The organism is Allofranklinella schreckenbergeri (assembly GCF_003703475.1).
GTDB lineage: Bacteria > Pseudomonadota > Gammaproteobacteria > Burkholderiales > Burkholderiaceae_C > Lampropedia > Lampropedia schreckenbergeri.
Genome location: NZ_RDQM01000009.1, coordinates 20,043 through 45,610, shown reverse-complemented (window position 1 = coordinate 45,610; position 25,568 = coordinate 20,043). Strand labels below are relative to the sequence as shown.

The window sequence follows — 25,568 nt, the reverse complement described above, 5'->3', positions numbered from 1 at the left end:
GCCAGCCTGGCCCAAAGCCCAGGGCGCATGCGGGCGCGCAGGCCTGCCGCTACACTGGCCGCCACATTGGCACTACGCACAGCATGACCACGTTATGAAATTGATCGACTCCATTGTCCGCCAGGCCGAGGCCCTCAGCGCCATCCGCCAAGACATCCACGCCCACCCCGAGCTGGGCTATGAAGAACACCGCACGGCCGATCTGGTCGCCTCGCTCTTGCAGCAATGGGGCATTGAAGTGCACCGCGGGCTGGGCAAAACCGGCGTTGTCGGCATCGTGCACGGGCGCGACGGCGGCGCCAGCGGTAAAGCCATCGGCCTGCGCGCCGACATGGACGCGCTGCCCATGCAAGAGGCCAACACCTTCGCCCACGCCAGCCGCACCCCCGGCAAGATGCACGCCTGCGGCCACGACGGCCACACCACCATGCTGCTGGCCGCCGCCCAGCACTGGGGCCACGGCGCCAACCGCGACTTTGACGGCACCGTCTACCTCATCTTCCAGCCCGCCGAGGAAGGCGGCGGCGGCGCGCGCGCCATGATCGAGGACGGGCTGTTCCGGCAATTTCCCATGGACGCCGTTTTCGGCATGCACAACTGGCCCGGCATGGCCCCCGGCGAAATGGCCGTGGCCGACGGGCCGGTGATGGCTTCGTCCAACGAGTTTCACATCACCATCCGCGGCAAAGGCGGCCACGCCGCCATGCCCCACGTCACCATCGATCCCATGCCCGTGGCCTGCCAGATGGTGATGGGCTTTCAAACCATTGTCAGCCGCAACGTCAGCCCGGTGGAGGCGGCCGTCATCTCCGTGACCATGATCCACGGTGGCGAGGCCAACAACGTCGTGCCCAACGCCTGCCGCATCGACGGCACCGTGCGCACCTTCAAGACCGAAGTGCTCGATCTGGTGCAGGCGCGCATGGAAAAAGTCGCCCGCGACATCGCCAGCGCCTTCGAGTGCGAGGCGGATTTCGTGTTCGAGCGCAACTACCCCGCCACCGTCAACAGCAGCGCCGAAGTGGCCCTGGCGCGCCGCGTCATGGGCGACATGCAGGCGCGCGCGCTGGAGCAAATCCCCTCCATGGGTGCGGAGGATTTCTCCTTCATGCTGCTGGAAAAGCCCGGTGCCTACTGCTTCATCGGCAACGGCGACGGCGCGCACCGTCCGCAAGGCCACGCGGGCGGCCCCTGCACGCTGCACAACCCCAGCTACGACTTCAACGACGCCCTCATCCCCCTGGGCGGCACCTACTGGGTGCGCCTGGCCCAGCGCTGGTTTGCCGAGCAGGCAGGGCAGGCGTAGGCAAGATGTTGAAAGAGGTTGGAATGATCAATCAAAGGAAATAAAACTGCCTTGTTTTGGCATGATGTGTAAAAAATCAATTTTTCTTTGATTGAAACAAAAGGGCGCATTCCAGCGCCCTTTTTTCATGCCCTGCGCGCAGGCGCCCAGTGGGTTCAGGGCGTTCAATGCGCTCAATGCGCTCAATGTGCTCAATGTGCTCAATGTGCTCAATGTGCTCAATGTGCTCAATGTGCTCAATGCGGCTGTCTGGGCTTGCGCTCGCGCCCGGCCAGGGCCGCATCGAACAGCCCGTTGGGCAAGATGCGCAGCAGCCGTGCCACCCAGGCCATTTGCCAGGGGATGACGACGTAGCTGCGCTGGCGCTCAATCGCCTCGAAAGCGCGCGCGGCAAACACCTGCGCATCGGTGAGAAACGGCATGGGAAACGGGTTGTCCGCCGTCATCGGCGTGCGGATAAAGCCCGGGCTGATCGTCACCACCCCCACGCCGCTGCCGCGCAAATCTCCGCGCAAACTCTCGCAATAGGCGATGGCCGCCGCCTTGCTGGCGCAATAGCCCGCATGGCCGGGCAAACCCCGCACCCCGGCCACGCTGGCAATGCCCACCAGCGTGCCGCTGCCGCGCTGGCGCATGGGCTTGATAAAAGGGATGAAGCTGGCCGCCATGCCCAGGTTGTTGGTCTGCCAAATGCGCTGCATGCCCTCCAAATCCTCCCACTCGGCGGTATCCACGCCCCAACTGATGCCCGCGCTGGCAATCACCACATCGGGCAAGCCCTGCTCGGCCAGGCATTGCTCGGCCACGGCGCGGATGCGCTCGGGCCGGGAGACATCGGCCGCATACAGGCGGCATACCTCCTCACTCAAATTCAACGCCTGCCGCCACTGCTGCATCACCTCCAGCCGCCGCGCCACCAAAGCCAGCCGCCAGCCCTTTTGCGCATAGTGCGCCGCCAACGCCTGCCCCAAGCCGCTGGAAGCGCCCGTGATGAATACCAGCGGCCGGGGCGTGAGCGTCACGGCCGTGCGGGAAGAAGCAGGGGAGGAGGAAGCGGGCGCAGCAGAAGATGTGGCGGCAGAAGGCATGGCAAACAGGCTCTTGGACAAAATCCGGACAAAACGCGCTTTATCGCACGCTTTGCACAGGCTCCCAGCCCGAGACATCCACATTGGCGGTGCAAAAAGCTGTGGATAAGTCGTGGGCGAGCGTGGGATGGCCCTATGAAGGGCCTGAGCGTGCCTGTTTTTTAGGCAGCTTGTTTTGCTTTGCCCGATCGGGGTCAAGGCTGTGGCGTGCGCGCTTTATTCCAGCTCCATCGCCAGCACCGCCTGCGCCACCGACAGCCACAGCGTCTGGCCCACGAAATGCACATCGCGCACATTGGGCAGGCGGTAGCGGCTGGGCGCTTGCAGATAGTCTTGCGCCGTGGCGGGAAGCTCGGCGCCGCCCAGCAGCAGGCGGGGCTGGGCTGAACCCGTGGCCGCCCCGGCCGGGTTGGCGGCCCAATCCACGCGGTACACGCTGGACCATTTCTCAGGCAACGCATCGTCGCGCACCGCCAGCGCCAAAGTCTGGCCTTGCGCACCTGCGCGCACGGCCATGCTGATATGCGGCAGGCCGTACCCTTCGATGCGGAAGTCGCGCCGCTGCCCGCTGGCAAGCTGGTGCCAGGCGTAGGCCCCGGCGGCGTTCTGGCTGATCAAATGCACCTGCCCTTGGGCATCCACATCCAAATCCAGCGCCACGTCGCCCTCGGCCATGCTGGGCAGCGTCAGCGTGCGCACATGCAGATGCCTATCGATGCTGCGCACCTGCCCCTTGTCCACAAAGTACTGCACGCCATCGCCGCCTGTGACCAGGCTGTGGGGGGCGTAAAAACGCGCCTGGCCGGGCGGGCCGTCGATGGCATCGAAGGGGATAAAAGTGTTTCCTGATTCAGAATCAGGCAAGCCCGCCATTCGGTGATCAAAACCGGAAACAAATAATGGATTTCGATCGGAGCGGGTAAAGGCAATCAGCAGCGGCCCATTACGCGAATAATCTGCATATGGCATCCCAAATCCGGAATGGAGTGCATAGCCTTGATCGGCATTTGTTTTTGCAATGGTGGTGGCGTAAATCTTGCCGTTATTGAAAAACAAGCCGCTTAAACGATTTTCTGGCAAAGGGGCCAAAATCTCCGGAATTCTGCCGTGTATGAATTCAAAAACCCGGCCATTTGCGTCCATTCTGTGCACGTGCGAACGGGGGTGGGCCAAACCCGCACATTGTGAAACTCCGCCATCGGAGAGCAAATATATTTGCTCGGTCTGGTGATAAATCCGCTCCACGGCATAAAACCGTACGGCATGCCAATCGATTGATTTTTCCGCGATGGGTAAATGGCTGGCCGGCGTGCAGTGCCGATCCGAAAAATCAGCCGAACCGGCCATGACGGTCAAGGCGTTTGGCACCGGCTTGGGCAGGGGCTTGGCGGGTTCGGGCTGTGCAGGCGGCGGATTGGGGTTTGCCGGCGGCTCTGGTGGCAGGGGGGAGTCGCCCCCACCGCCACAGGCGGCCAGCAGCGTGGCAAGACAGGCCAAGGGGAAAAGTCGGCTGCGCATATCTCCAGGCTCCTCAAAGTGGATTAGGCGCGCATGATCGCCAACTTTGGCGGGCGTATCCATGCGGGATAACGCCGCGCATCAGGCGCGCGGGTTACTTTTGCATGGTGCGTGGCAGGCTGAGAAACGTGGCTTGCACCGGGCCGCCGATTTCGGTGAGGTGGCGCTGTTTGTCGTAGCGCAGGTTGTGGCCGCTGAGGCGGTCGGGGCCGCGCAGCAATTGCACGGGGGTGTCGCTGTGTACGCGGCCTTCTTCGGGCCAGACTTGCAGTTGGGCGCTGCGAAATTCCATGCGCGGGGCGCTGGCGCTGGCTTGCTGGATGACGACGGCCTGGCCGTCCAGGCGCGCATAGGTGCCTTGGCCATTGCTGGCGCCGGTGTCGGCGGTGGCGGAGAGCACGCGGCCGTCTTCGGTGATGGCGCGCAGGCGCAGGTTGTGCACTTCCAGGGTGTCGCTGGCGGGGAAGTGCTGGCCGTTGCTGCCGAAGATTTCCGCCGTCAGTTGTCCATCGGGGCGGTAGCTGCGCACGGCAAAGCCGTGCAGGCGGTAGTCTGGCTCGCGCTCGGTCAGGGCGATGGTTTGTGGCGCGATGGGCTCGGGCATGCTGCGCGAGAGCCAGTAGGTGGCCAGGGCGAGCGCGGCCATGACGAGCATGGGGGCGTAAACGGAGAGTTTGTCGAGCCGGTAGCGCAGGCTGCGCCGGGGTTTGCGGCGCGGGTCGTAGGGCTGGGGCGCTGTGGGCGAGGTCATGGCTGCGCCCCTTCGCTCTGAGGTGTGGCCTGGGCGACGGGGCCTGGGGCTTGTTGCAGCAGCGCGCCGTAGTGGCCTTGGGCCATGAGCAGCAGGTCGCAGCATTCGCGCACGGCGCCTTGGCCGCCGCCTGCCTGGGTGATGTAGTGGGCGCAGGCGCGCACTTCGGCGTGGGCGCCGGGCGGGGCGATGGCCAGGGCGCAGGCGCGCAGCACGGGCAGATCGGGCCAGTCGTCGCCCATGGCGGCGGCTTGTGCCCAGCTGAGGTTCAGTTGCGCCAGCAGGGTTTGGGCGGCGGGGAGTTTGTCCTCTGTGCCGTAGATGGCGTGTTGCACGCCCAGGGCTTGCAGGCGCAGGCGCAGGGCGGCGCTGTCGCGCCCGGTGATGACGGCGGGGGTGATGCCGGCGCGCTGGAGCAGTTTGATGCCGTGCCCATCAAGGGTGTGAAAGCGCTTGAGTTGCTCGCCTTCGGGGCCGAAGTACAGGCCGCCGTCGGTGAGCACGCCATCGACGTCGAAGAACACCACGCGCACGGGCTGGGCTTGGTTCAGCAGCGGTGGGGCGAAGCGGGGCAGGATGGGGATGGCGGTCATGGCGTGCGGGCAGGGGGCAAAACAGGCGGCGATGGTAATGCGGTGGGGGCGGGCGGTGCTTTGTTTCAATCAAAGGAAATGTGGGTGATTGCCTATTTTGCCGAAACAGGGTGATTTTTGTTCCTTTGATTGGTAATTTGACGGGGTTTGCGCGGATGGTTTTGCATATCAAAGGAAAATAATCCTATTGACCATCAAGCCGAAACAGGGTGGTTTTTTTGCTTTGCTGGAGAGGGCGTGGTTCGCCTGCGAATGCAAATGGGCGCGCGCGGGGTGCGCTGGCTTAATCGAAATACGCCGCATCGGCAAAGGCGCAGGCTTGGGCGTCTTTGGCGGAGATGGTGGGCGCGGCTACGGTCAGTGCGGGCCATTGGATGGCCAGGGTGGGGTCGTTCCAGGCGATGCTGCGCTCGTGCTCGGGGGCGTAGTAGTCGGTGGTTTTGTAGAGGAAGTCCACCGTTTCGGATAGCGCCAGAAAGCCGTGCGCAAAGCCTGGCGGCACCCAGAGTTGTTCGGCGCCAGCGTCGGTGAGCAGCGCGCCGGCCCATTGGCCGAAGGTGGGCGAGCTGCGGCGCAAGTCCACCGCCACGTCAAAGGCTTGGCCGCGCGCCACGCGCACCAGCTTGCCTTGGGGCTGGCGGATTTGGTAGTGCAGGCCGCGCAGCACGCCGTAGCTGCTGCGGCTGTGGTTGTCTTGCACGAAGGTGGTGTGGCCGCCCACGGCGGCATCGAACACGCGCTGGTTGAAGCTCTCGCTGAAAAAGCCGCGCGCATCGCCAAACACGCGGGGCTTGAGCAGCAGGACTTCGGGGATGGGGGTGGGGATAACGTCCATGAGGGGAAAAAGCTTTGTGAATACGGGCGCCATGCCCGGGCAGATGGGCAGGGCGCGGGCGAATGTAGCAAGGATGGTGGTGCTGTTTGTGCGGGCGTCAGTGGTTGTCAGTGGTCTTTGGGGGGCGTGTCGCTGCTGAGGGGCTGGCCCCCGTTCTGGTCGTTGCCGTTGCCGTTGCTCTGGCTCTTGTCCTCGTCCGCGCCATCACTTTCGCCATCGCTTTCGGCATTGCTGCGGGTGGCTTTGAGCACGGCTTCTTTCAGCGAGGGTTTGCGCGGGCGCAGCAGTTTGTGCAGGGCGGCCATGAGTTCGGAGGCCATGTATTGCAGCAGGGCCATGTCGATATCGGCTTCGGCGTGGGGCTGGTCGTCCATGATGGAGAGCGCGCCCAGGGTGTGGCCGTGCCGGTCGAGCAGGGGCACGCCGGCGTAGAAGCGCATGCCGTGCGCCAGCACGTGGGGGTTGTTGGCAAAGCGCAGGTCGGCCTGGGTGTCTTCAATGACCAGCGGCGCGGCCTGGCTGGCGATGTGGGCGCTGATGGATTGCGCGCGTGGCAGCCCGGCCAGCGGGGCGCTTTCCTTGGGGGTGATGAGGCTGGTGGCGGGGGTGTGGATCCACTGGGCGTCGATCAGGGCGATTTGCGCGTGCTTCATGTCGAAGGCGTTGATGGCGCGGCGCACGCAGTCCTGGTAGAGCTCTTGCGCTTGCGGGGCGTGCAGCAGGCCGCTGTCGTGCAGGGCTTGCAGGCGTTGGGCTTCGTTGGCGGGGGGCGGGGCGGGGTGGTAGTCCAGTGCGCCTTCGGCGTGCAGCAGGTGGTCCACGCGCATCACCATTTCATGCAGGCGGCCCACGAGGTGGTCGGCCAGCACGCGCCCGGCCAGCTCGGGCGTCAGGGCCAGCGAGGGGGCGTTCCAGATGCCTGCGACGATGCGCACGTGCGGCCAGTGCTGGCGGATGTGGCGGGCCAGATAGCGGATTTGCGCTTGCGGCGAGGGGCTGAACACGGCCAGGCACAGCACGGCGGTGCTGGAGAGATCGGGCAGCGTGTGCAAGTGCATGCGCGCGCCCAGCGCGTGCTCGCTGTAGCTGGCGCGGTGGCCAAACAGGCGCAGGCTGTGGGCCATGGCGGCGGCGGCCATGCCATCGACTTCCCAGCGCGCGCCCAGGCAGTGCACGCGCGCGTATTCGCCTGCGGCGGGGAGGGTGGCTGGCTCGGGCGGGTAGGCGTCGGCCAGCTCGGCCAGCCATTCGTCCATGCCGTTGTTGAAGCGAAAACGCTGCTCGGCGGTGGCCAGGCTGCTGTGGGCCTGGCTGGACAGGCGCAGGGCGGGCAGGGCGACGGCGTCGTAGAGGTGGGTGACGGCCGAGGGCGGGCCGGATTCGCCCGGGCTGTCGGCCATGTGTTGCTTGATGGTGCTGCGCGCCAGGTCCATGGCGCTGTCCACGTCTTCCACCAGCAGGCGCTGGTACAGGCGCTGCGGCGGCGTGAGCACGGGGTCGCTGCCGAGCAGGACTTCGAGAAAGTTCAGCGCTTCGATGCTGCGCCCGAGCACCAGCAGGCACACGGTCAGGGGGGTGGCCAGGATCAGGCCGATGGGGCCCCACAGGGCCGTCCAGAACGTGGCCGAGACGATGATGGCCAGGGTGGACAGGCCCGTGCTTTCGCCGTACAGCCACGGCTCGATGAGGTTGTTGCTGATCAGCTCCAGCGCCACGATCAGCGCCAGCGTCCACAGCAGCATGTCCCAGCCGTGGCCGACGGCGAAAGACAGGGCCAGCGGAAAGATGGCGGCCAGCGCCGGCCCGACGTAGGGGATATAGCGCATCAGCGCGGCCACCACGCCCCATAGCGGCGCGCCGGGCACGCCGATCAGCCACAGGCCGATGGCCAGCGGGAAGCCGTAGGCGATGTTGACGATGAGCTGCATGCGCAGGTATTTGCCGATGCGCTGGGCGGCTTCGTCCAGCGCATCGGTGGCCAGGTGGATGTTGCCGCCCACCAGGCGCAGCAGGCGCTCGCGCAGGCCATCGCGGTCCAGCAGCACCAGGATGACGAACAGCAGCACGATGCCTGCGGTGAACAGCGGCTCGCTGATGTGCAGCAGCCAAATGCCCGCCTGCTGTGCGGGCGAGAGCTGCTGCGGGGCCAGTTGCACGGTTTGTACTTCGGCGCCCGCGTCGTTGGAGGCGGATGGCGTGGCGTCGTCGCGCTCCTCCAGGCTGCCGGAGATTTCTTCGCGCAAGCGCCCGAACGTGGCAGTCAGCCCCTCCAGCGCGCCCGGGCTTTCGATGGAGTTGCGCAGCGTTTGCAGCTTGACGATCATGGTGTGCTGGTAGCGCGGCAGGCTTTCGGCCAGGCTGGCGAGCTGGCCGCCCAGGTAAAAGCCCAGGCCGGTGAGCGCGCCCAGGGCCAGCGCCACGGTCACGAAAATGGCCGCCATGCGCGGCAGGCCCCAGCGTTTGAGGCGGCGCACCACGGGGTCGAGCAAAAAGCCCAGCAGCACCGCCAGCGCCAGCGGGATGAGCAAATCGCGCCCGAAGTACAGCGCGGCGATGATGGCCCCGGCAGTGACCAGCGCGCTGGCCAGCCGCAGGCCCGGCGCGATGGCGGCCAGGGCGTGCAAGGCGGCGCGGTCTTCGCTGTCGTAGGCGGGGGGCGCATCGGGCGCGGATGCGGGGGAGTTGCGCCCCGGCGAGGCGGGGTCAGAGCCGTTTCGATGCATGGGGAGTGTGTGTGGGCAGAGGGGGCGGCCATCGTCTGGGCGCACGCGCGGGCGGGGCCTGGCGGGGCTTGTCCACTCGCGCCGCGACTTTGAACAGGCGCCTGGTGATGTCTCTGGTTAATTTTGCAAATCAAAAAGGAAATAAAAACTGCCTGTTTCGGCAATTATATCAATGGGTCTAATTTCCTTTGATTTGCATTTGGAATGCGATGCGGGCAGCGTTGCCTAATGGGCTTGGCGCGGTAGCGCTCCAGCCAGTTGCTGCGCCAGCGGCAGGGCTTGCGCCAGCAGTTGGGCGGGGCTGAGGGTGTCGCAGGGCAGCACGCGGCGCGTGGGCATGCTGCGCAGCCAGGTGAGCTGGCGCTTGGCCAGTTGGCGCGTGGCGGCTTTGGCTTGCTCCAGCCATTGCCCGGGCGGCAGTTGGCCGTCGAGCATGAGCCAGGCTTGGCGATAGCCCACGGCGCGGATGGCGGGCAGTTGCGCGTGCAAGGCGGGGTTGGCGCGCAGGCGGCGCACTTCGTCCAGAAAGCCCGCTTGCACCATGGCGTCGAGGCGCTGGTTGGCGCGCGCGTGCAGCCAGGCGCGCGCGGCGGGTTCGAGCGAGAGCACGCGCTGGCGCACCCAGTTGGCGCGCCAGGCGTCGGCCGCTTGGGCAGTGCTTTCGGCGGTGGTTTCAGCGGTGGTTTGGCCGCGCGTTTGCAGGCTGGAGAGGGTTTGGCCGCTGATGAGCCAGACCTCCAGCGCGCGCTGGATGCGCTGGGCGTCGTGCGGGGCCAGGCGCGCGGCGCTGGCCGGGTCGATTTGCGTCAGCCAGGCGTGCAGGGCGGGCCAGCCTTGCTGGCGGGCTTGGGCGTCCAGCCTGGCGCGCACGGCGGGGTCGGCCTGCGGCAGCGGATCCAGCCCGTGCAGCATGGCGTGCAGGTACAGCAGCGTGCCGCCGACGATGAGCGGCAAGGCCCCGCGCGCCACGATGGCTTGCACCAGCGCGCCGCAATCGCGCACAAAGGCGGCGGCGCTGTAGCTTTCGTGCGGCTCCAGGATGTCGATCAAATGGTGCGGCGCTTGCGCCAGCTCGGCGGCGCTGGGCTTGGCGGTGCCGATGTCCATGCCGCGATAGACCAGGGCCGAATCCATGCTGATGATTTCCACCGGGCACTGCGGCGCGAGCATTTGCGCCAGGGCCAGCGCCAGGGCGGATTTGCCGCAGGCCGTTGGCCCGGTGAGCACGAGAAAAGGCAGCTCCAGCCAGGCCGCTGGCGCTGGGGAGGCGGCTGGTGCAGGGACTGGCGTGTGCATCGTGCGGCGGGCGAGTGGGCGAGTGGGCGAGGCAGCGGGGGGCGCGGGCGGGCCATCAGCCGTGCCCGCCCTCCAGGTAGGCGGCGCGTACCTCGGGGCTGGCCAGCAGCTCGGCGCCGGTGCCGCTGAGGGTGATTTGGCCGTGTTGCAGCACGTAGGCGCGGTCGGCCACGCGCAGGGCCTGGTTGGCGTTTTGCTCGACCAGCAAGATGGTGATGCCGTGGCTGCGGTTGAGTTCGCGCACGATCTGGAAGATTTTGCGGATGTAGATGGGCGCCAGGCCCAGCGAGGGCTCGTCGAGCAGCAGCAGCTTGGGGCGGCTCATGAGGGCGCGGCCAATGGCCAGCATTTGCTGCTCGCCGCCCGAGAGGGTGCCTGCGCGCTGGCTTTGGCGCTCTTGCAGGATGGGGAACATGGCGAAGACGCGGGCGATGTCGGCGTCGTAGTTGGCCGCATCGGCAAAGCCTGCGCCCATTTGCAGGTTCTCCATCACGGTCATGCGCCCGAAAATGCGCCGTCCTTCGGGCACCAGGGCGATGCCGCGGCGGGCGATTTCGTGCATGGGCACGGCGGTGATGTCCTCGCCGTCAAAGACGATGCGTCCGGCGCTGGCGCGCGGCTGGCCGAACAGGCTCATCATCAGCGTGGATTTGCCCGCGCCGTTGGCGCCGATGAGGGTGACGACCTCGCCCACCTGCACCTGCACGTCGATGCCGCGCAGGGCGTGGATGTGGCCGTAATGGGCGTGCACGCCCTCCATTGTCAGCATCATGTGCGGGCCTTTTCTGTGGTGGCAGCGGCAGCGGCGCTGTCCGGTTCTTCGTCGTCGTCCTCGCCCAGATAGGCTTTGATGACCTGCGGGTCGTTTTGCACCTGCTCGGGCGTGCCTTCGGCGATTTTGCGGCCGTAGCTGATGACGCCGATGTGGTCGCTCACGCCCATGACCACGCTCATGTCGTGCTCGATGAGCAAGATGGCGATGCCCAGCTCGTCGCACAGGTACAGCAGCAGCTCGTTGAGCTGGGCCGATTCGCGCGGGTTGAGGCCGGCGGCGGGTTCGTCCAGACACAGCAGCACGGGGTCCACGCACAGCGCGCGGGCGATTTCGATGCGGCGCTGGATGCCGTAGGGCAGCGCGCCAGCGGCATCGTCGGCCAGGTGTTGCAGTTGCAGGCGCTCCAGCCACATGGCGGCGCGCTCTACGGCTTCTCGCTCGGCCTGGCGGTAAGCGGGCAGGCCAAACAGCCCGGCAATGGAAAAGCGCGAGGCGCGCTGCAACACGTTGTGCTGGGCCACGATGAGGTTTTCCAGCACCGTCATCTTCGGGAACAGGCGGATGTTCTGGAAGGTGCGCACCACCTGGGCATCGCGCGCCACGCGGTGGCCGGGCAGGGCCTCCAGCCGCATGGCGCCGCGCACGGGGTGGTTGAGCAGCAGCGTGCCGCTGGTGGGCTTGTAAAAGCCGGTCAGGCAGTTGAACAGCGTGGTCTTGCCCGCGCCGTTGGGGCCGATGATGCCGGTGATGCTGCGTGCGGGCACTTCCAGCGACAAGTCGTCGATCGCCGTCAACCCGCCAAAGCGCATGGTCAGATTGCGCACGGACAGCAGCGTGGGCGGCAACGGGGCCGCAGCGGTGGGGGTTGAGGGGGTGGGTTGCGGTGCCGTCATCGTGCGCCCTCCTTGTGCAGCCGCAGCGTCGGTTCGCGGTGCGCCAGCAGGCCGCCGGGTTTCCACACCATGATGAGCACCATTGCCAGACCAAACAGCAGCATGCGGTATTCGGAAAAATTGCGCCCCAGCTCGGGGATGAGCACCAGCAGCGTAGCCGCCAGTACCACGCCCATTTGCGAGCCCATGCCACCCAGCACCACGATGGCCAGGATGATGGCCGACTCGGTGAACACGAAACTCTCGGGCGAGATAAAGCCTTGCCGCGCGGCGAAGAACACGCCCGCAAAGCCGCCGAGCATGGCGCCGATGGCAAAGGCCGAGAGCTTGATGTTGGTGGTGTTCATGCCCATGGCCTGGCAGGCGATTTCGTCCTCGCGCAGCGCCTCCCAGGCGCGGCCCACGGGCAGGCGGCGTAGCCGCGCGATGAAAACGTGGGTCAGCAGCGCCAGCGCCAGAATCAGGTAGTAGAGAAAAATCAGCCGGTGCATGGCCGAGAACTCCAGCCCGAAGAAGCTGGCAAAGGTGTGCTGCCCCTCGGGCGCGCGGGCGGCGAAGCTCAGGCCGAAAAAGCTGGGCCGGGGGATGGAGGCGATGCCGTTGGGGCCGCCGGAAAAGCTCGTCCAGTTCAGCAGCACGATGCGGATGATCTCGCCAAAGCCCAGCGTGACGATGGCCAGGTAATCGCCGCGCAGGCGCAAGATGGGGTAGCCCAGCAAAATGCCAAAGGTGGCCGCCAGCAGGCCCGAGACGGGCAGCGCGGCCCAAAAGCTCCAGCCAAACTGGGTGGACAGCAGCGCATACGAATACGCGCCCACGGCGTAAAAGGCCACATAGCCCAAATCCAGCAGGCCCGCCAGGCCCACCACCACGTTCAGGCCCCAGCCGAGCATGACGTAAATCAGCACGGTGGTGGCGGTATCGACGACGTAGCGGTTGTCCGAAAACGCCAGCGGCAGCGCCACGGCCAGGCCCAGCGCCAGCCAGCCCAGCCAGTAGATGACGCGCCGCGCGCCCCCGCCTGCATGGGCCGGAGCGCTGGCAGCGACTTGCGCCGATGAGGCGGTTGGGGCCGTCTGTGCTGCCTGGGCGCGCGCGCGTTGGGCGTTGGCGCGCATATCCAGCAGCCAGCGCAGCAGCAGCCGCCCGGCAAACACCACGGCCACGGCCACGGCCAGCAGGCCAAAGCGGGTTTGCACGGCCAACTTGCCGCCCACATCCACCGTGGTAAAGCCAATGAGCGGAATGCCCAGAATCAGGGCCACGAAGGCGATCCAGCTCGCATCGCGCAGGCGCTCTTGCGCCGTCATGGCGTGGCGGGCGAAAACAACGGTAGCCATTACACCTTCTCCACTTCAGGGCGGCCCAGCAGGCCCGAGGGGCGCAGCATCAGCACCAGGCACAAAATGCCGAAGGTGGCCACGTCTTTGTATTCCGCCCACAGGTAGGCGGCCCAGAACGATTCGATCAGGCCAATGAGCAGGCCGCCCAGCATGGCCCCGGGCAGCGAGCCAATGCCGCCCAGCACCGCCGCCGTAAAGGCCTTGATGCCGGCCAGAAAGCCGATGAAGAAATCCACCACGCCGTAATACACCGTCACCATCAGCCCGGCCACGGCCGCTAGCGCAGCGCCCAGCATGAAGGTCAGGGAGATGGTGCGATCCACATTCACGCCCAGCAGCGCGGCCATGGTGCGGTCTTGCTCGCAGGCGCGCTGCTGGCGGCCAAAGGGCGTGCGTGCAATCATCCAGGTAAAGGCCAGCATCAGCACCACGGTGGTGACGATGATGAGCAACTGCACCCAGCCGATTTGCACGGTGAAATCGGGTGTTTCCCACAGCACGATGCCGCCTTCGAGCACGGGCGGAATGGGCTTGACGCGCGCGCCCTGGGTGAGCTGCACGGCGTTTTGCAAAAAGATCGACATGCCGATGGCGGAGATCAGCGGCGCCAGCCGCGTGGAGCCGCGCAGGGGGCGATAGGCCGTGCGCTCCACCGCCCAGCCGTAGGCGGAGGTGAAGAACACCGAGACGATCAGCACAAAGGTCAGCGCCAGCGGGATGGAGGTGACGTCGGCGGCGGCCAGCAGCGTGAAGGCCGTCACGGCGATAAAGGCGCTGATCATGAAAATATCGCCGTGGGCGAAGTTGATCATGCCGATGATGCCGTACACCATCGTGTAGCCGATGGCGATCAGGCCGTACATGGCGCCCAGCGTCAGGCCATTGATCAGTTGTTGAAGGGCGTAAGCCACGGGGAAACTCCTGGGGGGGATGGGCCGGGCAGCCGCGCGCATGCGCCGCTGTTGCCCGTAACACGGCCTACGGCCCCGAGGGCGGGGCCGTAGCTCAAAGCCTGTGCAAAAAACCGTTGGGGCAAGTTCTTTGCGCAGGCTCTTGCCCGAAGGGCTTATTGCGCGTAATCGTACTTGCCGCCTTGCCAGCGATAAACCACAAAGCCAGGGGCCTTGAGGTTGCCCTTGTCGTCAAAGGACAGCTCGCCGATGACGGTGTTGAACGTGCCTTCGCGCATGGCTTTTTCCAGCGCAGCGGCCTTGGTGCTCTTGGCGGCGGTGGCTGCTTGCTCGAACAACTGCATGGCGGCGTAGGCCACCAGCACGTAGCCTTCAGGCTCGATCTTGGCGGCGCGGAACTTCTCCACCACGGGCGCGGCCTGGGGGTTTTTGCGCGGATCGGGCGAGAAGGTGAAGAACACGTTGTCCGCAGCGGGGCCAGCAGCGGTAATCAGCTCGGAGTTGGTCATGGTGTCGCTGCCCATCACCAGCAGTTTCAGCCCGGCCGCTTGCGCCTGGCGCAAGATCAAGGCCACCTCGGTGTGGTAGCCGCCGTAGGCCATCACTTCCACGCCCGCTTGCTTGAGCTTGGTCACCAGGCCGGAGTAGTCCTTCTCGCCTGCGGTGATGGACTCGCGCAGCGTCGGCTCCTTGCCCTTGGCCTTCATGGCTTTGGCCATTTCATCGGCCAGGCCCTTGCCGTAGGCGCTCTTGTCGTCCACCACGGCCACTTTCTTGTCCTTGAAGTGCTCGGCGATGTAGCCGCCGGAGACCACGCCTTGCTGGTCGTCGCTGCCCATGATGCGCACCAGGTTGGTCAGGCCGCGCGCCGTCACCTGCGGGTTGGTCGAGACAGTGGCCATCGGAATACCGGCTTCGGCGTACACATCCGAGGCGGGGATGGTGGAGCTGGAGCACCAGTGGCCGTGCATGAACACGATGTTCTTGTTCACCATCGTGTTGGCGACCGAGACGGCTTGCTTGGGATCGCAGGCATCGTCGCCCACTTCCAGCTTGATCTTCTCGCCCAACACGCCGCCGCGCGCGTTGATGTCGGCCACGGCCATTTCCGCGCCCTTGCGGATCTGGTCGCCTGCCGAGGCGTATTGGCCCGTCATCGGCCCGGCAATGGCCACGGCGTGATCGGCCAGCGCAGCCGTGGAAAAGCCGCCCAATGCGGCCAAAGCGACGGTGCTCAGCAAAGTCTTCTTCATCATGGATGGACTCCCGGAAAGTGAAATGAGTGAAACATACGGCAACAAAAGCGCGCGCGAAGGTAGCCGAAATCGCGTCGAACGCCATTAGGGTTGTCCCTAGGTTTTGCTCGTGCAAAAGGGTGAAAAAGTCTGGTAAGGCATTTTTTATTATAAATCAAAAGAAACAAAATTACCTTGTTTTGGCATGCTATATATTGATTAAATTTTCCTTTGATTTGAATTCATGTATTTTTCCGCTTGGCGCGCTCAAGCCCCAGCATGACGCCGTACAGCGCCGCGCCCACCAGCAGGCTGAGCGCCGCTGCGCCCAACGCCAGAGCAAAGCCGCGCTGGGCATCGCCCGCCCAACCCATCAGCCGCACCACCAGCGGCGGCCCGGCGATCTGCCCCAGGCCGTACAGCATCGTCAGCGCCCCCATGAAGGCCGTGGCCTGCCCGGGCCGCAAGCGGCGCGCCTCCTGCATGCCGAACAAGGTGATGACGGTAAAGGGCAGGCCCAGCAGTACGCTGCCCAGCACAAAGCCCAGGCTGTGCGGCCACCACAGCGGCAGCGCCACGCCCAGCGCCTGTACCAGATAGCAGGCCATAAGCAGCCAGCGCCGATCGGCTTGCGGCGAAATCCATCCCGTGCTGGCCGCACCGATGGCTACGCATACGCCAAACACGGGCCAGAACAACCCGATCCAGGGCGAGCCGGGGATGGCCAACTGCGCAATCACCGGCAAATACGTGGCCGTGATGATGTAACCCAAACCGGCCAGGCCATAGGCCGCTGCCAGCAAGCCATGCTCCCAGCGCCACGGCGCATCGGGAGTATGCGGGGCAGCAGATTCGGCATCGGGCGCGGCGGCCGAGGCAGGGGCGGGCGGCCAAAGCAGGCTTTGGCGCACCACCTGCGCCACCCAGGCGGCCATCGCCAGGCCCAGCGCCGCCAGCGCGGCCCAAATCGCCCAAGGGGGCCAGGCCAGGCGCGCCAGCAGCGAAGCCACCAGGCCCGAGGCCACGATGCCCAGGCCCGGGCCGGTAAAAATCAGCCCGCCCAGCTTGGGCGCTTGGCGCAGCGCCAATTGCTCCAGGCACCACCCGGCGGTATGCACAAAGCTAATGCCCGAGGCCACCCCCGCCAAGGCGCGCGCGATGCGCCACAGCCACGGCGCTGGCCAGGCCATCGCCGCCAGCAGCGCCGCCGTCGTCAGCAAGGCCGTCAGCATCAGCGCCGGGCTGAGCGCTCGCACGCGGCCCTGGCCGTGGCGGCGCAGCAGCCAGGGCAGCGCCATGCACAGCAGCGCGCCGAGCAAATAGCCGATGTAGTTGAGCGTGGCCAGCCAACTGCCTTCGTGCAAATCCAGCAGGCCGCCCTCCACCATCAGCGCCAGCATGGGCGTGAACGCAAAACGCCCCAGCCCCATGACGGCAGCCAGCGCCACGGCGCCAGCCAGGGCGATGCGCCAGGGGGAGGGGGGTGAGCAAGGGGTCGTAGCGTGCATGGGGTGCGCATTATCTGGCGCGATCTGGCGCGGCTTGCGCCGCCCTGCGCCTGCTTCGACGACAATTGCCCGCTATGTCAATACAGTCCCCTTTCCCTTTTTTGAACAACATGCTCTCAGGCCTGGGCCAAGGCATTGCCTTGCCTGGCTGGCTAGTGCAGGAAATCCAGCGCCGCATGGTGCTGCTGGTCAACCACGTGTTGCAGCAGGAGCCGCAAGCGCAGCAGCGGCTGGCGCCGCAACAGGGCAAAAGCGTGTACGTCAGTTGGCGGCAGTTCAACGCCCAGGTGCGCATCACGCCCGCCGGGCTGCTGGATTTGGATGAAGCCACTGGCAGCAGCGATTTGCTGCTGGAGGTGGCCGAGCCTTCCGTGACCCGGCTGCTGCAAGGCGCGGTGCGCGGGCAGCGCCCGCCCATTCGCATCGCGGGCGATGTGGATTTGGCCAGCGCGCTCAATTGGGTGATCGACAACGTGCGCTGGGATCTGGAGGAGGATTTGGCGCGCCTCATCGGCGATGTGCCTGCGCACAAGCTGGCGCAGGTCGGCAGCCGGCTGGCGCAGGAGTTGCGCAAGTTTGCGCAGGGCGCAGGGCGCAGCGGCGCGCCACGGCCCTGAGCGGCAGAACGGGATTGCCTGCCATGAAGCAATTTCTGCGCGGATGGAGCATTTTGTGGGTCGTGTGGCGCTACGGCCTGGACGAGATGGCGCTGAGCCAGTTTCGCCACCGGGGCGGCGTTGCCTGGCTGGTGCGCATGCTGTCGATGGGGCGCGATCTGAGCGCGCCGCGCGGCGTGCGCTTGCGCCAGGCGCTGGAGCAGTTGGGGCCGATCTTCGTCAAATTCGGCCAGGTGCTGTCCACCCGGCGGGATTTGCTGCCGCCCGATATCGCCGAGGAACTGGCCCATTTGCAAGACCGCGTGCCGCCCTTTGACAGCGCGGTGGCGGTGTCCATCATCGAGAAAGCCTTTGGCAAGCCCATCGACAGCATCTTTACCTCCTTCGAGCGCGAGCCGGTGGCCAGCGCCTCCATCGCCCAGGTGCATTTCGCCACCATCGTCGATCGCCAGGGCCAGCCGCATGAAGTGGCCGTCAAGGTACTGCGCCCGGGCATGCTGCCCGTGATCGAAAAGGATTTGGCGCTGATGCACATGCTCGCGGGCTGGATGGAGAAGCTCTCGGCCGATGGCAAGCGCCTCAAGCCCAAGCAGGTGGTGGCCGAATTCGACACCTATTTGCACGACGAGCTGGATTTGATGCGCGAGGCGGCCAATGCCGCGCAGTTGCGCCGCAACATGGACGGGCTGGATCTGGTGCTCATCCCCGAGGTGTTCTGGGATTTTTGCCGCACCGAGGTGATGGTGATGCAGCGCATGAAGGGCATCCCCATCAGCCAGGCCGACGAGCTGCGCCAGCGCGGGGTCGATTTGCGCCGCCTGGCGCAAGACGGCGTGACGATTTTCTTTACCCAGGTGTTTCGCGATGGCTTTTTCCACGGCGACATGCACCCGGGCAATATCCAGGTCAGCGTCGATCCGCAGAGCTTTGGGCGTTATATCTCGCTGGATTTCGGCATCGTGGGCACGCTCACCGATTTCGACAAGGAATACCTGGCGCAAAACTTCACCGCTTTTTTCCGCCGTGACTACAAGCGCATTGCCGAGCTGCATGTGGAAAGCGGCTGGGTGCCCGCCGATACGCGCATTGCCGAGCTGGAGGCGGCCGTGCGCACGGTGTGCGAGCCGTATTTCGACCGCCCGCTCAAGGAAATTTCGCTGGGCATTGTGCTGATGCGGCTGTTCCAGACCTCGCGGCGCTTTCATGTGGAGATCCAGCCCCAGTTGGTGCTGCTGCAAAAAACCCTGCTCAATATCGAGGGCCTGGGCCGCCAGCTTGACCCCGACCTGGATTTGTGGCGCACGGCCAAGCCGTTTCTGGAGCAGTGGATGGTCGATCAAGTCGGCCCCAAACGCTTTTGGAGCGAGCTGCGCAACGAAGCGCCGCGTTACGCGCAAATCTTCCCGGCGCTGCCGCGCTTGCTCAAGGACTATCTGGCGGCGCAAAGCCGCACCGAACAGGCTGAGCTGCGCCAGCTTCTGGAGGAGCAAAAGCGCACCAACCGCATCTTGCGCCTGATGGTGGCGGGCGGCCTGGGATTCGTGTTTGGTGCGCTGGCGCTACAGCTGTACCTGCGTTGGTACTTTTTCGGATGAAATTGGCATGATTTTTGGCCTGCGCGGAAACAAAAAATAAAGATAATCCGCGCTCTGCAAAAAAGGGGTCTGTGTGGTTCATGGCACAGGCCCCTTTGCATGCAGTGCAAGAGAAGCGCGGCGGGCTGACCATAGGCGCTTCTTGTGAGGTGGGTCGGAGCATCCCTTGGGCAAGGCAGCTTGCTTCAAGGCTCCGGCTTTTTCTTGTCCTGAGAGTTTGCGCATCACCGTCGGCCCGGCGCGAGGCGGCAGTCGCAAACGCCAAAGAAAGCGCCCGCGTTTTCCCATGCCGCGGCCGCAGGAGGTCTTTCATGCTGATTACCTTCATCGTCCTCTACCTGCTCGTCTCCGTGGCCATTGGCCTGTTGGCGGCCCGCCGTGTCCACAACACGACCGATTACGCCCTGGCCGGGCGCCATTTGCCGCTGAGCATGGTGGCCATCGTGACCTTTGCCACCTGGTTCGGCTCGGAGCTGGTGCTGGGCGTGTCGGCCGAGTTCGTCGATGGTGGCCTGGCCGCCGTGGTGAAAGACCCGTTTGGCGCCGGCCTGTGCCTGGTGCTGGTGGGCATGTTCTTCGCCCGCAAGCTCTACCAGAAAACCCTGCTGACGCTGGCCGATTACTACCGCCAGCGCTTTGGCAAGGGCATTGAGGTGATTTGCTCGCTCATCATCATCTTCAGCTACCTGGGCTGGGTGGCGGCGCAGATCACGGCGCTGGGGCTGGTGTTCAATATGCTCTCCGAAGGCTCGATCAGCTTCTTCTGGGGCATGGTCATCGGCACGGTCGTGGTGCTGATTTACACCATGTATGGCGGCATGTGGTCGGTGGCGCTGACCGACACCATTCAGATGATCGTCATCGTAGCTGGCCTGCTGGCTGTGGCTTGGTACGCCGCCGATCTGGCCGGCGGCGCGGCGCGCGTGATTGATTACGCCGCCACCGAGGGCAAATTCAAGATGTTCCCCGATTGGGGCGACGGGCGTGGCTGGCTGTTTTTCGTTGCCTCGCTCATCACCATGATGCTGGGCTCCATTCCGCAGCAGGACGTGTTCCAGCGCGTCATGGCCGCCAACAGCGCCGATGCCGCCGCGCGCGGCCCCATCATCGGCGGCACCTTCTACATCGTCTTCGGCTTTGTGCCCATGTTCATCGCCACGGCGGCAGTGCTGATCCTGCCCGATGTGCAAACCATCATCGACAAGGACGTGCAGCACGTGCTGCCCACGCTGGTGCTCAAACACATGCCGCTGCTGCTGCAGGTGGCATTTTTCGGCGCACTGCTTTCGGCCATTACCTCCACCACGGCCTCCACGCTGCTGGCGCCTTCCACCACCTTCGTGGAAAACATCCTGCGCAACATCAAGCCGGGCATGAGCGATGCGCAAACCCTCAAGGCCATGCGCATTGCCGTGCCGGTGTTTACCGTCATGGTGCTGGTCTATGCCATCAACATGGAAGGCAAGTCGATTTATGAACTGGTGGCCGAGGCCTACCAACTGCCCCTGGTGGGCGCCTTTGTGCCGCTGGTGTTCGGCCTGTACTGGCAGCGCGCCACCACGCAAGGGGCGGTGCTGTCGGTGATTTTCGGCATTCTGGTGTGGGGCATGGTGGGCCTGTCGGGCCTGCTGGCCGCCAGCTACCCCGACACCTGGGGTGTCAATGGCGTGGTGGCGGCACTGGCGGTCTTTGGCGAACTGGTGCCGCAACAGCTTGCAGGCGTAGCCGGGGCGATCGTGGCCATGGTGGTCGGCTCGCTGATGCCGCAATTCATGCGCGACGTGAAAGAGAAGCCCCACCATCTGGAAGCGGCATCGCCTGTGGCGGCCTGAGCCGCCCGCGCGGGCGCGATACATCAAGCAGGGGTCGCCGTGCACTCCGCTGGCCCCGAGCCATCCCCCCGGCCTGCGCCTTGGCGCAGGCGGTTGCGTTGGAGCTGGCGCTGGGGCATGCGCGCACTGCTGGCACTGGCGCTGCTGGCAGCGGCTGCGCTGGCGGCGCTGCATGGCTGGCTGTTGCCGCAGCTAGACCAATGGCGGCCTGAGCTGGAGCGCGCCGTCAGCCGCGCCAGCGGCCTGCCTGTGCGCATTGGCGCTTTGCGCGCCGAATCCCCCCCGCAGGGCTGGGCCCTGCTGCCCACATTGATAGCGCATGACGTGCACGTCGGCCAGGCAGGCGACGCGCTGCATGTGCAGGTGGCGCAGGTGGAGCTGGGCGTGTCGCTGCCATCGTTGGCGCGGCTGGGCTGGGATTCGCTGCGCCTGCATGCGCCGCACATGGTGGTGAGCTGGGCCGATGGCGGGGACGCGCCCGCAGCCCTGCCGTGGGCCGCCGTGCACTGGCTGCTGGATCAACCGCAGGTGCTGATGGAGCAAGGCCGCCTGACCGTGCACCCGCCCGACGGCCAAGCCGAGCCACTGGTTTTGGAGGCCATCGACCTCGCCCTGGAGCGCACGCTGCTGGGCCGCCACACGCTGGCGCTGCGCCTGCAACCGCATGCCATGGGGACGGTGCAATTGCAGCCCGATTTGCAGGTTGATTTGCAGGCTGAATGGGCCGTGCGCCTCGGCCACCATCCCCACGATTGGCCGCTGCTGCAAGGCCCTGTGCATTTGCAGGTGCACGGGGCCGATGTGCAGGCGGGTTTTGCTGCTGCCCTGGCGCATTGGCCCGCGCTGGCGGCAACTTGGCCGGGGGCCGTGCCGCAGGGTCGAATGGATGCCCATCTCCAGGTGCAATTGGAGGCCACGCGCGGGCAACAGCATGTGCGCGAGGCGGATCTCGATGCACGCTGGCATGCCCTTCAGGTGCCCGGCCCGGCTGCCCAACCCTTGCTGGCCTGGGATGAGGCGCGCCTGCAACTGCATGCCAACGGGCCGCAGCCGCATCGGCCGGCATGGCAGGTGACGCAGGCGCAACTGGAGGCGCGGCGCGGCCGCCAGCAATGGCGCAGCGGCCCTCTTTCAGCCGTGCTGGATTACCGCCCGGCCACGCCCACCGCGCCTGGCCATTGGCGCCGCCTGGAGCTGCACGCGCCGCAGTGGGATTTGGCTTTCCTCGCCGCGCTGGGTGCGCCTGCCGCCCCGCATCCCCCGGCTCGCCCCGGCCCGGCTTGGCCCGAGCCGCCACGTTGGCAGGCCGCGCTGGCCCAGGTGCAGCAACATCTGGCGCGCTGGCAACCCACCGGCGTGTTGCGTGATGTGCGCGGGCACTGGCAACGCGAGCCATCGTCGGCAGGCGCTGAGCCATCGCAATGGGCGCTGACTGCCACGCTGGAAGGCGTGGGCTGGGGCATGGGGCCTGTTGCGGGCGCTCCCCTGGGTGTGCGCCAGCTCAGCGGCGCGGTGCAGGCGCAGGACGGCGGCGGCCAGGCCCAATTGCACATGGACGATGGTGCGGTGCACCTGCCCACGGTGTTCGAGCAGGCGCTGATCCCCGTGCAAACGCTGCGGGCGCAAGTGCAATGGCAGCACAGTGCCGATGGCCACCTCGCCGTGCAAGTGCAAGCGCCCCAGGTGCGCAACGCCCATGCCCAAGGCAGCGCCACGGTGCGCTGGCGCACGGCGACGCAGGAGGAAATGGCCCGCCACCCAGGGCTGGGCCGCTGGCCCGGCCATCTGGATTTGCAAGCCCAACTCACGCGGGCCGATGCGGCCCAAACATGGCGCTATCTGCCCTTGTCCATCCCCGAAGCCGCGCGCCACTATGTGCGCGACAGCGTGCGCCAGGGGCTCGGGCAAAAGGTGGCATTCGAGGTGCGCGGACTGCTGCGCGACTTTCCCTTTGACGGCGCGCGCAGCGCGGGCGCAGCGGCGCCGGGGCGGTTTCGCATTGAGGCCGAGGCCGATCAAATCGCCTACCGCTACGTGCCCCATGCGCTGCTGGCCGAGCAGGAAGGGGGCGTGCAAGGCCAGGCGCAAGCCTCTGCCCAGGCTTCTTCCCAGGCCCCTCCCCAAACACCTGCCCAAGCCGTCTGGCCCGATCTGGCCGATGTCAAAGCCCGGCTGCTGTTTGAGGGCTATGGCATGCACATCGATGTGCACGAAGGGCGCTTGCAGGCCGTCCCGCAAGTGCGCATAGGCCCCAGCCAGGCCCGTATCGAGGACTTTCGCCGCGCCCATTTGCAGGTGCAGGCCACGGCGCAAGGGCCGTTGCAGCCGCAACTGCAATTGCTGGCCACCACGCCCGCTGCGCGCATGACCGGCCACGCGCTCGACGACTGGCGCGGCACGGGCGAGATTGGTTTGCAACTGGCGCTGGGCATTCCTCTGGATGCCCAGCCGTCTGGGACACAGCAGGGTTACACCGTGGCAGGCCAAGTGCGCTTGCAAGGCAACGACATCCACGGTCAGGCGCACATGCCCAGCCTGTACGGCGCACAAGGCACGGTGCGCTTCAGCGAAAAAGGCTTTACCGCCAAAGGCATCACCGCGCAGGCCTTGGGCGGCCCCGTGCAACTGGAGGTGCACATGCCTGATCTGGAGGGGCGCGACGCGCCCGCACGCGTGCAGGTGCAGGCGCGCGGGCGCTTCAGCGCCGAAGGCGTGCAGCGCTACGCCCGCCAGGCGCTGGGCGCGGGCCAGGGGCTGGCCGATCGCCTGCTGGCCGGGCTGCACGGCGCGAGCGATTACACGCTGGATGTGCACACCCTTGGCGCGCGCGCTTTCATCGACTTCGCCAGCAGCACCCAGGGCTTGGGTAGCCGCCTGCCTGCCCCGCTGCACAAAGCGGCCGATGCCGTCCAGCCCCTGCGCTTAACCCATACCCCGCCCAATGCCGAAGGCGATGAATGGGTGCAGCTCGATTGGGGCGAGCGCCTGTATGCGCGCTACCGCCTGCGCCGCAGCGCGCCCAGCGCATCGCCCCCAACGCCAACGGCCAACGCTCCAGAGGCCAAGGCGAAGGCAACAGCGAAAACGACAACAACCGCCGCCCCTGCCGCGCCAGATTGGCAAGTGCGCGAGGGCGCGGTGCTGATTGGCGCGTTCAGCGATGACGAGCGGCGTCTCAGCCGCTTCATCCCCCACCGCTTCGCCCCCGCTCCCGTGCCCGGCCATGTGCGCGCCACTATCGCCTGGGAGGGCTGGGACGCCTCCGCCTGGTTGCCCTGGCTGCAAGGCCCGCAAACAGGCGCTGCTGCATCCAACGCCCCCCAGCCCACCGAGCAAGACGCCGCAAAAGCCCCCGAAAAAGCCGCCGCCAGTGCAGACGCCCACAGCAGCCCCTCGGCCCGCTCCACCCCCCGCCCTGACGGCGTGCCCCAGGCTCACCCGCCCACCCCAGCGGCCCCGGCGTCGAACCCCTCATCGGCCCCCTCGGTATGGCCTGCGGCCCTTGGCGCCCTGATTCCCAGCGTGTGGTACGGCCAGTTCCAGCGCCTGCAATGGGGCGAGATGACGCTGCACGACGTGGCCGTGCAGGCCTACCAAAACGGCGGCGCGCAACGCCCGTTCTGGGTGGCCAACATCCATGCGGCCGAAATGCAGGGCCAGCTGGAATACCACCCCCACTATCTGGACGACACGGGCCTGCTGCGCGGCAAATTCGCGCGCGTGGAGCTGCCAGCCGACTTTGGCCAAACGCCCGCGCCCGACGCCAATGCCGCCCATGCCAAGGCCAGCAGCAGCGCCAGCGCAGACTGGGCCAGCGTGCGCCGCCTGCCCACGGTCGATCTGGAGATCGACCGCCTGCTGTTTGCCGGGCGCGACTGGGGCCAGGCCGCCTTGCAAGCCGTCAACCACATGCCCGGCGGCCTGCTGCCGCACGAATGGCGCATCAACTACCTCACCTTGCACGTGCCCGAAGCGCGCCTGCATGCCCAGGGCAGTTGGCGCGCCGCCCGCCAGGCCCAGCCCGTCGCCCACTTGCTGGACGGCCACAAAGTCATGGACATGCGCTTCACCCTGGAGGTGGACGACGCAGGCCGCCTGCTCTCGCGCCTGGGCTGGCCCGGCGTGCTGCATGCGGGCAAAGGCACGCTGCATGGTCGCCTGGGCTGGCGCGGCTCGCCCTTCAAGCTCGACCTGCCCACGCTGGGCGGCAGCTTTCATCTGGACATGCAAAAAGGCCAGTTCCTGCAAGTCGATGCCGGCGCTGCCCGCCTGCTGGGCGTCTTGAGCCTGCAAGCGCTGCCCCGGCGGCTCAGTCTGGACTTTCGCGACATCTTCAGCGACGGCTTTGCCTTCGACTTCGTGCGCGGCGACGTGCAACTGCAAGAAGGCAAGGCCAGCACCAACAACGTGCAAATGCAAGGCGTCAACGCCGGTGTCGTGCTCGAAGGCCAGGCCGATGTGCTGGGCGAGACGCAGGACATCAAAGTCACCGTCGTGCCCGAGCTGGACGCCATGACCGCCTCGCTCGTGGCCACCGCCATCAACCCCGCCGTGGGCGCGGGCACCTTCCTGGCCCAGCTCTTTCTGGGCAAGCCCCTGGCCCAATCGGCCGCGCGGGAATTTCACATCCACGGCGCCTGGAGCGCCCCCATCGTCGAGCGCGTGCAACGCCGCGCCGAGCCCCGCCAAACCACCATGCCGGAGGCGGGCGATGGGCCTTGATGGCCTTTGTTTTACAAATCAAAAGGA

General features: G+C 66.3%; 19 protein-coding genes. 5 read left to right on the top strand and 14 right to left on the bottom strand.

Features of this window, described 5'->3' with window-relative positions; all coding sequences use genetic code 11:
* The first annotated feature begins 94 nt into the window (after positions 1-94).
* On the top strand, positions 95-1,306 hold the full coding sequence (locus EBQ26_RS08080; RefSeq protein WP_122238512.1) for a M20 aminoacylase family protein: 1,212 nt from the start codon (positions 95-97) through the stop codon (positions 1,304-1,306).
* 27 nt (positions 1,307-1,333) lie between these two features.
* Here EBQ26_RS08080 and EBQ26_RS12960 read toward each other — a convergent pair whose 3' ends face one another.
* From EBQ26_RS12960 to EBQ26_RS08005, 14 genes are all read right to left on the bottom strand, one after another.
* Positions 1,334-1,501 (bottom strand): hypothetical protein, encoded by a 168-nt coding sequence (locus EBQ26_RS12960; protein WP_238944242.1) that lies wholly within the window; start codon positions 1,499-1,501, stop codon positions 1,334-1,336.
* Positions 1,502-1,542: 41 nt separating this feature from the next.
* Positions 1,543-2,394, bottom strand: coding sequence for an SDR family oxidoreductase (locus EBQ26_RS08070; protein WP_122238594.1), 852 nt, complete (start codon positions 2,392-2,394; stop codon positions 1,543-1,545).
* A gap of 216 nt (positions 2,395-2,610) precedes the next feature.
* Positions 2,611-3,258 (bottom strand): hypothetical protein, encoded by a 648-nt coding sequence (locus EBQ26_RS08065; protein ID WP_147474031.1) that lies wholly within the window; start codon positions 3,256-3,258, stop codon positions 2,611-2,613.
* Between the two features lie 748 nt (positions 3,259-4,006).
* Positions 4,007-4,663 (bottom strand): LPS export ABC transporter periplasmic protein LptC, encoded by a 657-nt coding sequence (gene lptC, locus EBQ26_RS08055; RefSeq protein WP_238944241.1) that lies wholly within the window; start codon positions 4,661-4,663, stop codon positions 4,007-4,009.
* Positions 4,660-5,256 carry a KdsC family phosphatase gene (locus EBQ26_RS08050; protein ID WP_122238593.1) on the bottom strand — a complete coding sequence of 199 codons (597 nt, stop codon included), beginning with the start codon at positions 5,254-5,256 and terminating at the stop codon, positions 4,660-4,662. The genes lptC and EBQ26_RS08050 overlap by 4 nt, the downstream gene beginning before the upstream one ends.
* 283 nt (positions 5,257-5,539) lie before the next feature.
* Positions 5,540-6,091: a dTDP-4-dehydrorhamnose 3,5-epimerase gene (rfbC, locus tag EBQ26_RS08045; RefSeq protein ID WP_122238507.1), complete on the bottom strand. Its 552-nt coding sequence runs from the start codon at positions 6,089-6,091 to the stop codon at positions 5,540-5,542.
* Positions 6,092-6,198: 107 nt separating this feature from the next.
* Entirely contained in the window at positions 6,199-8,814 is a 2,616-nt protein-coding gene (locus EBQ26_RS08040; protein ID WP_122238506.1) for an AI-2E family transporter, read from the bottom strand.
* 225 nt (positions 8,815-9,039) lie between these two features.
* Positions 9,040-10,110 (bottom strand): tRNA (adenosine(37)-N6)-dimethylallyltransferase MiaA, encoded by a 1,071-nt coding sequence (miaA, locus tag EBQ26_RS08035; RefSeq protein WP_122238505.1) that lies wholly within the window; start codon positions 10,108-10,110, stop codon positions 9,040-9,042.
* A gap of 55 nt (positions 10,111-10,165) precedes the next feature.
* The gene (locus tag EBQ26_RS08030; RefSeq protein WP_122238592.1) at positions 10,166-10,879 is read right to left on the bottom strand and encodes an ABC transporter ATP-binding protein; all 714 of its coding nucleotides are present in this window, start codon (positions 10,877-10,879) and stop codon (positions 10,166-10,168) included.
* The gene (locus EBQ26_RS08025; RefSeq protein ID WP_122238504.1) at positions 10,879-11,778 is read right to left on the bottom strand and encodes an ABC transporter ATP-binding protein; all 900 of its coding nucleotides are present in this window, start codon (positions 11,776-11,778) and stop codon (positions 10,879-10,881) included. The genes EBQ26_RS08030 and EBQ26_RS08025 overlap by 1 nt, the downstream gene beginning before the upstream one ends.
* Entirely contained in the window at positions 11,775-13,088 is a 1,314-nt protein-coding gene (gene livM / locus EBQ26_RS08020) for a high-affinity branched-chain amino acid ABC transporter permease LivM (RefSeq protein WP_238944253.1), read from the bottom strand. Before livM ends, EBQ26_RS08025 begins: the two co-directional genes overlap by 4 nt.
* A 29-nt stretch (positions 13,089-13,117) precedes the next feature.
* Positions 13,118-14,074, bottom strand: a complete 957-nt coding sequence (locus EBQ26_RS08015; protein WP_238944240.1) for an ABC transporter permease subunit — start codon at positions 14,072-14,074, stop codon at positions 13,118-13,120.
* A gap of 113 nt (positions 14,075-14,187) precedes the next feature.
* Positions 14,188-15,288: a branched-chain amino acid ABC transporter substrate-binding protein gene (locus EBQ26_RS08010; RefSeq protein ID WP_238944239.1), complete on the bottom strand. Its 1,101-nt coding sequence runs from the start codon at positions 15,286-15,288 to the stop codon at positions 14,188-14,190.
* Positions 15,289-15,509: 221 nt separating this feature from the next.
* On the bottom strand, positions 15,510-16,775 hold the full coding sequence (locus tag EBQ26_RS08005; protein WP_122238500.1) for a YbfB/YjiJ family MFS transporter: 1,266 nt from the start codon (positions 16,773-16,775) through the stop codon (positions 15,510-15,512).
* 110 nt (positions 16,776-16,885) lie between these two features.
* Between EBQ26_RS08005 and EBQ26_RS08000 the strand changes: the two genes are divergently transcribed.
* The 4 genes from EBQ26_RS08000 (at position 16,886) to EBQ26_RS07985 (ending at position 25,541) form a co-directional block, all read left to right on the top strand.
* Entirely contained in the window at positions 16,886-17,392 is a 507-nt protein-coding gene (locus tag EBQ26_RS08000; protein WP_238944238.1) for a hypothetical protein, read from the top strand.
* 23 nt (positions 17,393-17,415) lie between these two features.
* The gene (ubiB, locus tag EBQ26_RS07995; RefSeq protein ID WP_122238498.1) at positions 17,416-18,987 is read left to right on the top strand and encodes a ubiquinone biosynthesis regulatory protein kinase UbiB; all 1,572 of its coding nucleotides are present in this window, start codon (positions 17,416-17,418) and stop codon (positions 18,985-18,987) included.
* 311 nt (positions 18,988-19,298) lie between these two features.
* Positions 19,299-20,819, top strand: coding sequence for a sodium:solute symporter family protein (locus EBQ26_RS07990; RefSeq protein ID WP_122238497.1), 1,521 nt, complete (start codon positions 19,299-19,301; stop codon positions 20,817-20,819).
* Positions 20,820-20,858: 39 nt separating this feature from the next.
* A complete protein-coding gene (locus tag EBQ26_RS07985; RefSeq protein ID WP_147474030.1) occupies positions 20,859-25,541 on the top strand; it encodes a YhdP family phospholipid transporter in 4,683 nt (1,560 codons plus the stop codon).
* Positions 25,542-25,568: the final 27 nt, after the last annotated feature.